This is a genomic window from Bradyrhizobium lablabi (genome assembly GCF_018129385.1).
In the GTDB taxonomy this organism is placed as follows: Bacteria; Pseudomonadota; Alphaproteobacteria; order Rhizobiales; family Xanthobacteraceae; genus Bradyrhizobium; species Bradyrhizobium lablabi_C.
The window spans coordinates 201511-216227 of sequence record NZ_JAFCLN010000002.1 but is presented as its reverse complement, the minus strand read 5'-3'; the positions used below and the strand labels follow the sequence as shown (position 1 = coordinate 216227).

The 14717-nt window shown below is 63.0% G+C and carries 13 protein-coding genes; 3 read left to right on the top strand and 10 right to left on the bottom strand.

Features of this window, described 5'->3' with window-relative positions; genetic code table 11:
- Nucleotides 1–6: 6 nt before the first annotated feature.
- Nucleotides 7–1215, bottom strand: coding sequence for a deoxyguanosinetriphosphate triphosphohydrolase (locus JQ628_RS04520; protein ID WP_212219929.1), 1209 nt, complete (start codon nucleotides 1213–1215; stop codon nucleotides 7–9).
- 116 nt (nucleotides 1216–1331) lie between these two features.
- Here JQ628_RS04520 and erpA point away from each other — a divergent pair, with 116 nt between their 5' ends.
- Nucleotides 1332–1661, top strand: a complete 330-nt coding sequence (gene erpA / locus JQ628_RS04515) for an iron-sulfur cluster insertion protein ErpA (protein ID WP_212219926.1) — start codon at nucleotides 1332–1334, stop codon at nucleotides 1659–1661.
- Between the two features lie 387 nt (nucleotides 1662–2048).
- Here erpA and JQ628_RS04510 read toward each other — a convergent pair whose 3' ends face one another.
- The 3 genes from JQ628_RS04510 to JQ628_RS04500 are packed head-to-tail and all read right to left on the bottom strand — an operon-like array spanning nucleotide 2049 to nucleotide 7171.
- On the bottom strand, nucleotides 2049–2888 hold the full coding sequence (locus tag JQ628_RS04510; RefSeq protein WP_212219923.1) for an amidohydrolase family protein: 840 nt from the start codon (nucleotides 2886–2888) through the stop codon (nucleotides 2049–2051).
- 17 nt (nucleotides 2889–2905) lie between these two features.
- Nucleotides 2906–6034, bottom strand: coding sequence for an efflux RND transporter permease subunit (locus JQ628_RS04505; protein ID WP_212219920.1), 3129 nt, complete (start codon nucleotides 6032–6034; stop codon nucleotides 2906–2908).
- A gap of 3 nt (nucleotides 6035–6037) precedes the next feature.
- Entirely contained in the window at nucleotides 6038–7171 is a 1134-nt protein-coding gene (locus tag JQ628_RS04500; RefSeq protein ID WP_212219917.1) for an efflux RND transporter periplasmic adaptor subunit, read from the bottom strand.
- Nucleotides 7172–7326: 155 nt separating this feature from the next.
- Between JQ628_RS04500 and xth the strand changes: the two genes are divergently transcribed.
- Together xth and JQ628_RS04490 are read left to right on the top strand one after the other, a co-directional pair.
- Nucleotides 7327–8118, top strand: coding sequence for an exodeoxyribonuclease III (gene xth, locus JQ628_RS04495; RefSeq protein ID WP_212219914.1), 792 nt, complete (start codon nucleotides 7327–7329; stop codon nucleotides 8116–8118).
- A gap of 14 nt (nucleotides 8119–8132) precedes the next feature.
- Nucleotides 8133–8606 (top strand): GNAT family N-acetyltransferase, encoded by a 474-nt coding sequence (locus JQ628_RS04490; protein WP_212219911.1) that lies wholly within the window; start codon nucleotides 8133–8135, stop codon nucleotides 8604–8606.
- A 16-nt stretch (nucleotides 8607–8622) separates the two neighbouring features.
- Here JQ628_RS04490 and JQ628_RS04485 read toward each other — a convergent pair whose 3' ends face one another.
- The 6 genes from JQ628_RS04485 to JQ628_RS04460 all read right to left on the bottom strand — a co-directional run bounded on the left by JQ628_RS04485 (nucleotide 8623) and on the right by JQ628_RS04460 (nucleotide 14691).
- Entirely contained in the window at nucleotides 8623–9459 is an 837-nt protein-coding gene (locus JQ628_RS04485) for a tetratricopeptide repeat protein (RefSeq protein ID WP_212219908.1), read from the bottom strand.
- Entirely contained in the window at nucleotides 9446–10066 is a 621-nt protein-coding gene (locus tag JQ628_RS04480; RefSeq protein WP_212219905.1) for a dihydroxy-acid dehydratase domain-containing protein, read from the bottom strand. The genes JQ628_RS04485 and JQ628_RS04480 overlap by 14 nt, the downstream gene beginning before the upstream one ends.
- Before the next feature lie 241 nt (nucleotides 10067–10307).
- Complete coding sequence (locus tag JQ628_RS04475) at nucleotides 10308–11519, bottom strand: cytochrome P450 (RefSeq protein WP_212219902.1); 1212 nt, start codon at nucleotides 11517–11519, stop codon at nucleotides 10308–10310.
- A gap of 239 nt (nucleotides 11520–11758) precedes the next feature.
- Complete coding sequence (locus tag JQ628_RS04470) at nucleotides 11759–12067, bottom strand: DUF3551 domain-containing protein (RefSeq protein ID WP_212219898.1); 309 nt, start codon at nucleotides 12065–12067, stop codon at nucleotides 11759–11761.
- A gap of 274 nt (nucleotides 12068–12341) precedes the next feature.
- A complete protein-coding gene (locus tag JQ628_RS04465) occupies nucleotides 12342–13310 on the bottom strand; it encodes a tripartite tricarboxylate transporter substrate binding protein BugD (RefSeq protein ID WP_212219895.1) in 969 nt (322 codons plus the stop codon).
- Between the two features lie 139 nt (nucleotides 13311–13449).
- Nucleotides 13450–14691 carry a threonine synthase gene (locus JQ628_RS04460; protein WP_212219892.1) on the bottom strand — a complete coding sequence of 414 codons (1242 nt, stop codon included), beginning with the start codon at nucleotides 14689–14691 and terminating at the stop codon, nucleotides 13450–13452.
- Nucleotides 14692–14717 lie beyond the last annotated feature (26 nt).

Genomic DNA, 14717 nt, shown 5'->3' with positions numbered 1-14717 from the left:
CGCCGCCTAACGCAAATCCGGGGTCGAGTCAAAAAGCCTTTGATGCTCGATCAGCGCAAAACGGTCGGTCATCCCGGCGATGAAATTGCCGATCCGCCTGACACGCTCGGCCTCGGTTTCGCCGGCGGCCCCTTCCAGCCATTCCGGCGGCAGATCGCCGGGCGATTTCTGGTAACGATTGAACAGGTCGGACACGATCCCTTCGGCCTCGCGCATCACCCGCATCACCCAATCGTGGCGGTACATGTGCTGGTAGAGGAACGCCTTGATGCCCGCTTCCACTTCGGCAACGCCGGCGGGAAAGGCAATCATCGGCCGGTCGAGATTGCGCACGTCGTGGGCCGATTGCGGCTGGAATGCGTTAAGGCGCGCCTCGGCCTCGCCCATCACGGCCGAGATCAGATAGGAGATCAGTTCGCGCACCAGCTCTGCGCCGCGCCTGACGTGGTCGAGGCCGGGATAATGTTTTTCGATTTCCGCTGTTATGTCCGATATCAGCGGGATCGCCTTGAGGTCGTCGACCGCAAACAGCCCGGCGCGCAGGCCGTCGTCGATGTCGTGGGCGTCATAGGCAATATCGTCGGCGATTGCCGCCACCTGCGCTTCCAGCGAGGCAAAGCTCCACAGCTCCAGATCGTAGATCTTGTCGTAATCAGCGATGCCGACGGGAATGCCGTGCTCGCTGTATTTTCCGATCGCCGCCCCGCCCCGTCCGGTCAGCGGGCCGTTGTGCTTGACGATGCCCTCCAGCGATTCCCAGGTCAGGTTGAGGCCGTCGAACTCGGGGTAGCGGTGCTCCAGCGAAGTCACGACGCGCAGCGTCTGCGCATTGTGATCGAAGCCGCCATACGCCTTCAGGCACGCATCCAGCGCCCGCTCGCCGGCATGGCCGAACGGAGGATGGCCGAGGTCATGCGCCAGCGCCAGCGTCTCGGTGAGGTCCTCGTCCAGCCCGAGCTGGCGGGCCAGCGCGCGGGCGATCTGGGCCACTTCCAGCGAATGGGTCAGCCGGGTACGGTAGTGATCGCCTTCGTGGAACACGAACACCTGGGTCTTGTGCTTGAGGCGGCGGAAGGCGGTGGAATGGATCACCCGGTCGCAATCCCGGCGGAACGGGCTGCGGGTCTTGCTCGGCGGCTCCGAAAACAGCCGGCCGCGGCTGCGGTCGGGGTGACAGGCATAGGGCGCACGGGGAGCAGCCATTCCGACCGACACGGCAATTTAATCCTTATCCATTTGATTCCGTTGGCCGGCGCACTTAACTATGCCGTAAGCGCGATACCAAATGAATTGGCTATGACGCCTGTTTGGGATCACCTGGAGACCGTGTCATGACCACTGCCATCACCGTCAGCGAGCGGGCCGCCCGCCGCATCGGACAGATCCTCAAGGGCGAAGGCGAAGGCGCGATGCTGCGCATCAGCGTCGAGGGTGGCGGCTGCTCCGGTTTTCAGTACAAATTCGACGTCGAGCACAACAAGGCCGAGGACGATCTGGTGATCGCCAATGACGGCGCGGTGGTGCTGGTCGATCCCGCTTCAGTCCCGTTCTTGGCTGGCTCCGAGCTCGATTTCGTCGACGATCTGATCGGCGCCTCGTTCCGCGTGGTCAACCCGAACGCCACCGCCTCCTGCGGCTGCGGGACCAGCTTTTCAATCTAGACACTTTTGGCGGCCGGCTGACGTCGGATCCGCGGCGACGGTCAGCCGAGGCCAGCGGCGGAGCTGCCGTCGTACAGCCACCTCCAGGTCTCCTCGTCGGTCCAGCCGGGCGCTGCAAAACCCTTGGTGGGGGCGATAACGTGTGGCGCCGGCGCCCATCGGACCTCCGGCGCTCTGCGGTGATGTTTCGTCGCAGCGTCGGCGGAAGCGCACAAGGCTATCAGAAGGCCCAGGGCCAGAACGGCTTTCACCAGAACGGCTTTCATCGGGTGCTCGACCGTTATCGATATCAAGCCAACGATGTGCGTATTGGCAGCTCCCGCTCCAAGCCGGACCGGCTTCACACCGGGTCAAATTGCCTTGATGCGGCTTTCGCGGATCGCCGGATTAATTCTTCGTGACGCCCGGCGAGGCAAACAACGCCTTCGCATTCCCATTGGCGATTTGCGCGGCGATCTTCGGCGGCAGTTGCGTGAGCCAGGCGCGGTAGCTTGCCATGATCTCGCCGTAGCTCGCCCAGCGCTCGGGGACCCATGTGTCGGAGCCGAGCAGGAAGCGGTCCGGATATTTTTCGAACAGGCCGCGCCATTCGGCGGTCAGCTTGCCCGAGCCGTCGACGATGCCGCTGCGGTAGGACAATTCTCCCCACAGCTTTGGGTATTTCGTCAGCATCGCGGCGACACGATCCGTCGAGAGCCCGAAGCCGGTATGCGCCCAGATCACTTGCGCCTTCGGGTTATGGCGCATCAAAATCTCGATCGCCTCGTCGTCGGAATGGGCGTGCAGATAGAGATTGTTGGCAACAGCGAAATCGACTGTCTTCTTCACCCATTCGTTCTCGGCCGACTTGCCGTGCAGGTGAAACTCGCCGATGCCGCGGTAGTAGCCGCGTTTGAATTCGTCCTGCACCAGATTGAAAATGACGGGATCGTTGAACCAGGTCTGGATGTCCGGGCGGACGCGGTACGGGCGGATGAACGGCACCACCCACAGGCCCTCGGCCTTCGCATCCATCAGCGCATGCGTGCCGGTGTTGGGACGGCTGGTGGCGAGGATACCGGTGATGCGGTGCTTCCTGAACAGCGCCAGCACCTCATCGGGCTGGTAGTAGGGCTTCGGCTCCCAATTGTAGTGCAGGTGCGCGTCGAAGATCTCGATCGGCTCGGCCGCGCGCGCGATGGTCACCGTGAACAGCGCAAGCGCGACGCAGCCGAATGCGACGCGCATCAGCCGGCCGGCTCGCATTATTCGGCCGCGACCACGTGCGGGCGCTCGACCTCGCCCCCCTCCTCGGCCTGCGGCTCGAGGCGGCGCTTCAGGCGGCGGTCGATGCGGTCGAGATAGATGTAGACCACCGGCGTGATGTAGAGCGTCAGCAATTGCGACAAGCAGAGCCCGCCGACGACCGCGATGCCGAGCGGCTGGCGCAGTTCGGCGCCCGCGCCGGCGCCGAGCGCGATCGGCAGCGTGCCGAAGATCGCCGCAAAGGTCGTCATCATGATCGGACGGAAGCGCAGCAGCGCGGCCTCGCGAATGGCGTGCTCGGCCGACAAGCCGACGCGGCGGCGCTCCAGCGCGAAGTCGACCATCATGATCGCGTTCTTCTTGACGATGCCGACCAGCATCACGATGCCGATCATCGCGATCACGGACATTTCCATGCCGAACAGCATCAAGGTCAGGATCGCGCCGATGCCCGCCGACGGCAGGCCGGAGATAATCGTGATCGGGTGGATGAAGCTTTCGTAGAGGATGCCCAGGATCACGAAGGCGGCGAACACGGCAGCGAGGATCAGGATGCCCTGCCCGCGCAGCGAATCCTGGAACACCTGTGCGGTGCCGGAGAAACCGGTCACGATCGTCACCGGCAAATTCGATGACTGCTCGAGCTGCGTGATCTTGTCCACCGCATAGCCCAGTGAGATGCCGGGCGCGAGGTTGAACGAGATCGTCACCGCCGGCTGCTGGCCCTGGTGGTTGATCTGCAGCGGGCCGACCGTCGGCACCATTTTCGCGACCGCATCCAGCGGAATGGTCTGGCCGTTCGCGGTTTTCACATAAAGTTTGGACAGGTTCGACGGATCGACCCGGAACTGCGGCTGCGCCTCCAAGATGATCTGGTAGTCGTTCGAGGGCATGTAGATGGTGCCGACCTGCCGCGCGCCGTAGGCGTTGTAGAGCTGGTTGCGGACCTGATCGACGGTGACGCCGTAAACCATCGCCTTCTCTCGGTCGATATCGACCGTCATCTGCGGGTTCTTGATGTAGAGGTCGGTGGTGACGTCAAGCAGGCCCGGGATCTTTTCGATCCTGTCGCGCATTTCAGGCGCGAGGCGATACAGCGCATCGGTGTCGCCGCTCTGCATCACGTATTGGTACTGGGCCTTCGAAATCCGGCCCCCGATATTGAGGTTCTGGATCGGCTGAAAGAATGCCTGGAGTCCGGGAACCTGACGCGCCTTGGCCCGAAGCCGCGCGATGATCGAATTGAGATTGTCACGCTCTTTCTTCGGCTTCAGCGCAATGAAAAAACGGCCGTAGTTTGCCGTCGGATTTGGTCCGCCGGAACCGACTGTGGCGTTGATGTATTCGATCGCCGGGTCGTTGCGCAGGATATCCGCAAGCGCCAGCTGGCGTTCCTTCATCGCTTCAAAGGACGTGTCGGTTGCAGCTTCAGTCACGCCGATCAGGAAGCCGGTGTCTTCCTGCGGGAAGAAGCCCTTGGGCACGATCATGTAGAGATAGACGGTACCTCCGAGCGTGGCGAACGTCACGAGAAGCATGATCGCCTTGCGTGCCAGCACCTTGTCCAGCGTCCATTCGTAAGCCCTCAGCCAGGAATCGAACATCCGCTCGAAGATGCGCAGCACGATGTTCGGCCGCTTGCTGTCGTCGTGCGCTTTCAGCACGCGCGCACACAGCATCGGCGTTAGCGTGAGCGACACGAAGCCGGACACCACGATCGCGACCGAGATGGTTACCGCAAACTCGCGGAATACGCGGCCGACGATGCCGCCCATCAGCAGCACCGGGATGAACACGGCGATCAGCGAGAAGGTAATCGAGATGATGGTGAAGCCGATTTCGCGCGCACCCTTCAGTGCGGCCTCATAAGGCCGCATACCGTGCTCGATATGGCGGACGATGTTTTCCAGCATGACGATGGCGTCGTCGACCACGAAGCCGACCGAGAGCGTCAGCGCCAGCAGCGTCATGTTGTTGATGGAGTAGTCGAGCGCGTACATCACCGCAAAGGTGCCGCACAGCGAGATCGGCACGGCCAGCGCCGGAATCAGCGTCGCGGAGACTTTGCGCAGGAACAGGAAGATCACCATGATGACGAGCGCGATCGCGATCATCAGGGTTTCCTCGACATCCGCAACCGCCTGACGGACCGACACGGAGCGGTCCATCATGACCTGCATGGTCACCGACGGCGGAATGGCCGCGCGCAACGCCGGCAGCTTGGCCAGCACGGAATCGACCACCGCGACCGTATTCGCGTCAGGCTGCTTCTGGATCGCCAGCACGATCGCGCGCTCGCCGTTGAGCCACGTCGCGATCTTGTCGTTCTCGACGCTGTCATAGATGCGCGCGACTTCGTCGAGCTTGACCGGCGACCCGTTGCGGAACGCGACGACGACCGATTTGTAGTCAGCCGCCTTGTCCATCTGGCCAGAAGCCTGTAGCGCCACGTCCTGCTTGGGTCCGTTCAGCGTACCGACCGGAGTCGACGAATTGGCACGCGACACCGCGGCGCGGATGTCGTCGAGGGTCAGTCCGCGCGCCGCGGCGGCTTCCGGATCGGCCTGGACGCGGATGGCAAATTTCTGCGCGCCATAGATCAGGACCTGCGCGACGCCCGGGAGCTGCGACAGCGCCTGACCGATGGTGATGTCGCCATATTCGTTGACGGCCGAGAGCGGCAGCGTCGCCGAGCCCAGCGAGACGAACAGCACCGGGAAGTCGGCCGGGTTCACCTTCCGGAAGCTCGGCGGAATGATCATTTCGATCGGCAATCGCCGTTGCGCGATCGTTAGTGCGGTCTGCACGTCCAGCGCGGCAGCGTCGATGTTGCGGTTGAGATCGAACTGGATGGTGATGACGCTGGTGCCCTGCGACGAGCTCGAGGTCATCGAGGAGATGCCGGCGATGGTCGAGAGCTGGCGCTCGATAATGCCGGCGACCGAGGCGGCCATCGTATCGGCGCTGGCGCCCGGCAGCGTCGCGGTCACGGCGATGGTCGGAAAGTCGACCCTCGGCAGCGCCGAGACCGGCAGCAGGCGGAACCCGAATACGCCGAAGGCGATGATCGTCGCAGTGATCAGCGTCGTCATCACCGGCCGGCGGATACAGAGTTCGGAGAGCGTCATGCCCTAGGCTCCCGCCTTCCTGGCGCGCGGCTCCACGCGCGTGCCCTCCGACAGCAGCAATTGCCCGTCGACAACGACGCTTTCGTCACCCGACAGCCCTTCGGCAACCACAGAATAGCCCTGGAACGTACGGTCGACCTTCACCGGCTGAACCCTGGAAACGCCGTCCTTCACGACGAACACGAAATTGCCGTTCTGGCTGCGCTGGATGGCCACCGTCGGTACCACGACGGCGTCCTCGGTGCGGATCGTCAGCTTGACCGCCACCAGCGTACCCGGCCACAGCGTCTCGTTCTTGTTGTCCATGATGCCGCGCACGACGATCATGCCGGTGGTGGCATCGACGGTGTTCTCCACCATCGCCACTCTGCCTTCATCGAAGTTTTGCCGGCCCGGAATCGTCGCGGTCACCTTGGCTCCGCCGCCCTTGGCCATCGACTCCCGCAGGTCGACCAGCACGCGCTGAGGAACAGGAAAGGTCACATAGACCGGCGCCATCTGGTTGATCACCGCAAGCGCCTGCGTATCGGCCGGCCGCACCAGATTGCCGACCTTCACATTGGCCGCGCTGATCCGCCCGGAGAACGGCGCGGTGATGATTGTGTAGCTCTTCTGGACCTTCAGATTGTCGAGCGTGGCCTGATCGGCCTTGATGGTTGCGGTCAGGATGTCCGACTGCGTCTTGGCGTTGTCGACATTGACCTGCGTGGTGGCGCCCTTGCCAACCAGATCGGTGTAGCGGCGCAGGTCGCGCTGCGCGCCCTCGAGCTGCGCGCGATCCCTCGCAAGCGTGCCTTCGGCCTGCTCGATCTGCGCATCGATCTGACGCGAGTCGAGCGTGAACAGCAGATCGCCTTCGCTGACCTTGGCGCCGTCCTCGAAATGAACCGAGACGATGGTGGTTTCCAGCCGCGACTTCAGCGCGACGCTGGTGATCGGCGTGACGGTTCCGATCGCATCGACATCGACCGGCACCGGCTTGCGCTCGGCCGTGGCAAGCTCGACCGAGATCGTGCGCGGACGTTGCGGCCCCTGCGCGCTGGCGTTGCCGCCCATCCACGACGATCGAGTAACAAAGGCGCCGACTGCAACGATGCCAAGGGCGCCCGCAAGTAATATCCAGTTTCGTTTTTTCATAGTTCTTCACGTTCGCCGGCCGAAACGGCCGGGGACGGTTTCACCCAGCCCCTTGATGGCAATTTTTGCGCCTTATTTGTAAATGGTTATCACAGCCTCGCGACACATGGTATGCCACAAAGCGAAAATGTGTGGTTACGAGCCGGGTCAATTTGATGCGCATTGCTACGTGGAACGTCAATTCGATCCGGCAGCGGCTCGAGCACCTCATGACCTGGCTGAAGGAATGCTCGCCGGACATTGTCTGCCTTCAGGAAATCAAATGCACCGACGACGCCTTCCCCCGGCTGGAATTGGAGGCGCTCGGCTATAACGTCGTCACCCACGGCCAGAAGACGTTCAACGGCGTCGCCCTGCTCTCGAAGCTGCCGTTCGATGAGACCAAATCCGGGCTGGCCGGGGACCACGAAGACGCCCATGCGAGATTCCTGGAGGGAGTGGTCACCCTCAAGCACGGGGTGATGCGGGTCGCCTGCCTCTATCTGCCCAATGGCAACCCTCCGGACAGCGAAAAATATCCTTATAAACTCAAATGGATGTCGCGGCTTCTTGAGTATTCGAAGGAGCGCCTGAAGGCCGAGGAGCCGCTGGTGCTCGCGGGCGATTTCAACGTCATTCCGGCCGCCCGCGACGTCTACAACGCGCCCGCCTGGGTCAATGACGCCCTGTTCCGCCCGGCTACCCGCGAAGCCTTCCAGTCCCTGCTCGGCCTCGGCCTGACCGACGCGCTGCGCGCGGTGAACGATGAGCCCGGCCAGTACACGTTCTGGGACTATCAGGCGGGCGCCTGGCAGAAGAACTGGGGCCTGCGGATCGATCACCTGCTGCTCTCGCCGCAGGCCAGCGACCGGCTGATCGACGTCGGGATCGACAGCTATGTTCGCGCCTGGGAAAAGCCGTCGGACCACGTCCCGGTCTGGGCGGATTTCGATCTGGAAACGGCCTGACGGGCGCACCAGCCGTGCGGATCCGGGACGCCACGCCAGCGGATGCCACGGCTGCCTGCGACGTGTTGCGGCGGTCGATCAGCGAGCTCTGCGCGGCCGATCACCACAACGATCCCGCAATCCTTGGACGCTGGCTTGCCAACAAGACGCCGGAGATCGTCGCCGGCTGGACCATGGAACCGGAAAGCTCCCTGCTGATCGCGATGGAGGACGAGACGATCCTTGCGGTCGGCGCCGTCAGGAATTCCGGGGAGATCACGCTGAACTATGTCGCCCCCGCGGCGCGCTTTCGCGGCGTCAGTTCGGCGCTGCTGGCGGCCCTCGAAGCGCGGGCCTTGGACCGCGGCAGCACGCGCTGCACGCTCGTCAGCACGGAGACGGCGCATCGGTTCTATTTGTCGCGCGGCTATGTCGACGATGGCGCGCCGCAACGGAAGTTCGGGACAACTTCCAGCTATCCGATGTTCCGGCAAATCGCGCGCCGCTGAGGCGAGGCGTCAAAACTCAGTCGCGGCGGCCCTGCACCCAGTGCTCAAGCATCTGGAGCGCCATGGCGCGGTCGTTGTCGGAAGCCCTGGCGATCGCCTTGTTATAGCTTTCCTTGATCCAGGTTTCGTCAGGCGCGGCGCTGTCGCGCGCGAGCGTCAGCCACATCAGCCCGCGGGCCTTCTGCGGCGGCATCTGGTCGCCATTGAACATCATCTGGCCGAGCAAAGCCTGCGCTTGGTGCTGGCCTTTCTGGGCGGCAAGGCCGAGCCAGCGGATGCCGTAGCGGAAATCGTCGCGCGAGGCGCCGGCATTGTTGATATAGAACTGCCCCAGGACGTATTGCGCGTCCGCGTTGCCGAAATAGGACGCAGCATAGGAGAACATCTCCCGCGCCCTATCGGGATCGGACTTGATCTTCGAATTGGGAATACCGCTGAGGTAGTAGCGGCCGAGCGCCACAAACGCCTTGGCGACGATCGTCGCCTGCGGCGCGGACGGTGAATCCTCCGCGTGCTGGTTGGCGATGCGGCTGAAATATTCGAAGGCGCGCAGATCGTCCTGGGCGACGCCATTGCCATCGGCATACATGCGGCCAAGCTGCCACTGCGCGATCGGGTGACCGCCTTCGGCGGCATATTGCAGCGAGGAAAGCGAGGACGTGGACGCCGCAGCAGGCACGGCCGCCGTCGGCGGGACAGCGATCTTTTTCAGCGCGGGTGCCGCCGCACCCTGGGGCGCAACCACGGCAACCGGCGCATCCTGGTTGACCGGCGAACCATCGAATCCGAACGCGGGAGCCAGCGGGATGGCCCCCAGAACGAACGCGACAATGGTACGCCTACACGTCTGCATGGCACTGCTTCTCGTGCGCACCGCCCGGATGGGTTACGGCCCCACCCACTGCCGGCCCAACCTGTTGGGCAAATTTCCACCGCGCACCAGACCTATGGTCTGTCTCTCGGAGTCGCTGTTTGGTTTGATGCTCAGCGAGCCCGGTGCCGGTCAAATTTCCGTTAATAATTTTGGCATCAGCGCCGAAACCGGGGACGTTACCGCCCTGCAACAGGCCGCCCCGGCCGCCAACAGCGGCTTGGGGAACATTGGCCTTCAGGTTCGACATGCCTTCCTCGACGCCGGCGCCATCAAGCGCGAACCGCACCACATCTGGTTGCGGATTGTTTTTTGCGCTTTTGAGGTTTTCGGCGATCGGTCGGCCCGGGGCGGTAATGCAATCCCCGTACGGATGGCCAGTATCGAGCAACGTTTTCATCAGAAGCGGTATGCCGCCAATTTCGTGGATGTCTTTGGCAACATCGCGGCCAGCCCGCTTCAAATCCGCGATATTGGGTGTCTTTTTGAAGATTTTCGCCATGGCGAACAGACTGGCCGGCGCGCGCGAAGAACGCTCCGCGACGTGGCGGCTCGGCAATCTGCTCTTGATGTCGGTCCTGGCGTCCATTGCGAAAAATCAATTTCCTCATCAGGCTCATCTGGACCCGGGAGGTGTCGGCAATCTCCCTCGCCTTCGTGAGCGCTGCGGCTATATCTAGGGGATGATCTCATTGAGGGTGTGGCCAAAAAGCGGCGGTTCCGCGAACCGGCCCGGTTTCCACTCAAATCTTAGCTAACTGTTGCCCGCACAACACGATCGTTGCCCTCCGGCAACCATTTTTGGCGTCTGTTGCATGTACCTGAGCGGCCTATACTGGTTCCGACACAACCGGTAGGCGATCGATCGCCTTCAAACCCGGCCGCTTGCGCCATCGGATTTCCGACTCATCCACCGCGAGCGCCAGCTTGGGCCAGCGCCCAAACAGCGATTTCAGCGCGCACTTGCCTTCGATCCGGGCGAGCTGATGGCCGAGGCAGAAATGGATGCCGGTGCCGAAGGCGACATGCCGGTTCGGCTTGCGCGTCAACTCGAGCCGCTCCGGATGCGGATTGGCCGCGGGGTCCATGTTGGCCGCCGCCAGCATCGCCATGATGCGATCGCCTCGTTTGACCGTGACGCCGCCGAGATCGACATCCCGGCGGACGAAGCGCGGTTTTGTGAACTGCACCGGCGTGATGAAACGCAAAAATTCCTCCACCGCCAAATCGGCGCGGCTCCAGTCCTGCTCGATCCAGTCGCGAAGGCCGGGGTTCTTCAGGAGTTCATGCACGGAGCCGCTGATCAGATGCGTGGTCGTTTCGTGCCCGGCGAACAGCAGCAGAAACACCATGGATACGATTTCATCGCGGCTGATCCTTCCGCCCTCCTTCTCGACGCGCACGATCTCGGCAATCAGCCCCTCTCCGCCCCGCCGGCGAACGGTTTCGAGATGCGCCTCGATGTAACGCTTCACGGCAAAAACGTTCGGGATCATGCTGAAAAAGCCCAGCGCGCCGGTCAGCCGGGTAAAACCGCTCGTCCAGGCCATGAATTTCGGCCGGTCAGCCAGCGGCAGCCCGAGCAGTTCGCAAATCACCGACAGCGGCAGTTTTCGCGCATACCGCTCGACGAGATCGGCCGGGCTTCCCTCCGCAAACAGTTCGTCGGCAAGCTGGTCGCCGACGGCCATGATATGCGGCTCCATCCCGAGCACGGCACGGCGGCGAAACGCCTCGTCCACGATGTCGCGCAGCCGCTTGTGATCCGGCTCGTCCATCGAGAGCATGCTGTTGGTCATGGTGCGCACGATACGCGGCATCCACCAGCGCAGTCCGGCGACGGTGCCGTCGTCCTTGCGGATGGTGAACGTATCGGTGTCTTTCAGCACCTGATCGGCAAGCGCCTGGGTCGTCGTAGCCCAGACCCGTCCGATGATCGGAAAACTCACTTCGACGACGGGGCCAAGCTGCCGAAGTCTTTCGATCGAGGCTGCTGGATTGCGAAAATACTCCTGGCTGGCGAAGTCTGCGCGAACCGTCATGGCCACCCTCCGATGCCGCCTCAATGTGCAGAAGCCGATGGTGCCGCGCCAGACCGCACGACTCGCGTCTCTGGCGTGACAGCCATGCATTGTCGAACGCGCACCTTTGCTGTTCTTCGTGGGCGTCTCACGAGGAAATGACCCGTGATCGCGGCTCGGTCGATTCTCGCATGCAAAAGGCCGGGCGCAACGTGCGCCCGGCCTGATGCTGATGTCGAAACGGTGCTTCGGCGTATGCTTCAGTTGCCGCTGCTGGCGGCGTTACCCCTGCGGCTGCCTTTCGCCGCATGCGGAGCCTTCGGCGCATGGGCGAGCGCGTTACCCGGGTTGCTGCTGCCGAGATGGGGATCGCGGAAACAGTCGCCGCCGATACCCGCCGACATCGCCTGGCACTGCTCCATCGAGGAATAGCTACAGCTTGTCATGTGGCCGGTGACGTCCTGACGGCAGTATTCGCCGGCGGTCGCGCTGCCCGTGCCCAGCGCGCCAAAAATAGCCGCGGCGGCAATGGCCGTCGCCGGCGCGCCGAGTCGCAAGAACAAGTTCATTGTCGTCTCTCCGAATAGCTTGTTGTTTGGTTTGGAAACCCCCACGCGCAGGTGTGAAGCACGTGCGCAGTACGCAACTGCGCTCGCTGATTGTTGAACTGATGACAATCATATGAAGGTGAAGTCATGTAACCACGCGGCGAATGCCGAGCAAGATGCGCAACAGAATGACGCAAAAAAGAATCTACTGGAGAGCAGAGACCATCGCGCGTTGCATAGACGCCATTCGCAATCGCCGCCCGCCGTAACGCGATCAGCGCGCGCCGCGGGCGCGCTAGTCCACCTTGACGTTGGCAGCCTTGATGATCGGCCACCACTTTGCAATTTCGGCTTTCTGCCATGCGCCGAGCGCTGCCGGCGTCTGCTTGTCCTTGGGCGGCATCTGTAGGCCCAGGTTTTCGAGCTGCTTGCGCACGGCTGGATCGTTCAGCGCTTCCACCGCGGCTGCGTTGAGTTTTGCGATGACATCCTTCGGCGTTCCCTTCGGCACCCACATGCCCGACCACAGGGTCATGTGGAAGCCAGGCAATCCCGCTTCGTCCGTGGTCGGAATGTCGGGCGCCGAGTCGACGCGCTTGTTGTCGACGATGGCGTAGGCGCGGATGGTGCCGGCGCGCACCTGCTGGATCGAGTTGGAGGTCTGGTCGACGATCATGTCGATCTGGCCCGCCACAAGATCGTTCATCGCCGGCCCCGTGCCGCGATACGGCACATATTGCAGCTTGATGCCGGTGGCCGCTTCGAACGCCAGCCCGGCGACATGGCTGCCGGAGCCCGCGCCGGCCGTGCCGGCGGTGGCGGGCGACGGCCGCGACTTCAGCCAGTCCAAAAGTTCCTTCAGCGTCTTCGCCGGCACCGCGTTCTTGCTGACGATGATCATGGGATTGCTCGGCAGCAGCGCCACCGGATCGAGATCTTCGACGAGGTCGTAGCCGAGCTTGTAGATCGCGCCATTGGCGACATGGGTGCCGAGATGGCCGAACGAGACGGTGTAGCCGTCAGGCGGCGATTTTGCCGCGCGGCCGACGCCGATCGAGCCGCCCGCGCCGGTGACGTTTTCGACCAGCACGGTTTCGCCGAGCGAAACCTTCATCCGCTCGGCGAGAATGCGTGCCATCGCGTCCGACGGTCCGCCGGCCGAGAACGGCACGATGATGGTGACCGGGCGAGAGGGGAAATTCTGGGCGGAGGCGAGGCCACCGAGGGCGAGCGTTGCAAGGACAGTCAGAACCAGTTTCCGCATCACGCTCTCCCCCTCTACAGCCGCAAATACTTACCTCATCCTGAGGAGCTTGCGAAGCAAGCGTCTCGAAGGATGGGCCGCAACCCGTGGCCATCCTTCGAGACGCGGCCAAGAGGCCGCTCCTCAGGATGAGGGCCCGTTACAATTTCGCGTAGTCGATCGGCTTGTGACGATCGAGCGTGCGTGTCACAGGCGGCAGCGGATATTTGAGCCCTGTCGCGCAATTGAACAGCATCACCCGATCATTCTTGCTGACGCGCCCGTCCGCAAGGCTTTCCTTGTACGCAGCGTAAGTCGCCGCCCCCTCCGGACACAAGAGCAGTCCTTCCTCGCGCGACACTTCGTTCAGCGCAGCAGAAATCTTCTCGTCCGGCACCGCGATGGCAAATCCCTTGCTCTCGCGCACGGCGCGGAGAATGAGAAAATCTCCGATCGCCTGCGGCACGCGGATGCCGGAGGCGATGGTGTGGGCGTCTTCCCAGCGCGGCGCATGCTCCGTACCTGCTTCAAAAGCGCGCACCATCGGCGCGCAGCCGGAAGCCTGTACCGCCACCATCCGCGGCCGCTTGGAGCCGATGAAGCCGATGGCTTCCAGCTCGGCAAACGCCTTCCACATCCCGATCAGGCCGGTGCCGCCGCCGGTCGGATAGAAGATGACATCGGGCACGTCCCAGCCGAGCTGCTCGGCAAGCTCCAGCCCCATCGTCTTCTTGCCCTCGATCCGGTACGGCTCCTTCAGCGTCGAGGTATCGAACCAGCCGGCCTTGGCCTTGCCCTCGCCGACGATTTTTCCGCAATCGTCGATCAACCCGTTGACGCGATAGACGGTCGCGCCTTGTAGCTCGATCTCGCTGACATTCACCTCGGGCGTGTCGGCGGGACAAAAGATCGTGGTCTTGATGCCGCAAGACGTCGCATAGGCCGCGAGCGCCGCGCCGGCATTGCCATTGGTCGGCATCGCCATGTGCTTGATGCCGAGCGCCTTGCCCATCGACACCGCCATCACGAGGCCGCGCGCCTTGAACGATCCGGTCGGCAGCCGCCCCTCGTCCTTGACGATGATCTCGCCGCCACCGAGTTTTTTGGACAATTTTGGCAGCCGGATCAGCGGCGTCGTCACTTCGCCGAGGCTGACGATGTCGGCTGTTTTCCGCACCGGCAGCATCTCGCGATAGCGCCACATGTCGGCCGGACGCTGCGCCAGCGCATCCTTGGTCAGCGCCTTCTTCACGCCGGCGAGGTCGTAGCGCACCAGCAGCGGCTTGCCGGCCTTGGAGAGATTGTGCACCTGGTCGGCGGGATAATGATCGCCTTCCATCGCGCATTCGAGATGGGTCACGAACGTCGGGCGTTCGATGGTGAGGTTGTCGTTGTCTTTCACTTAAGGTTTCTTTCCTGCCCAAATGT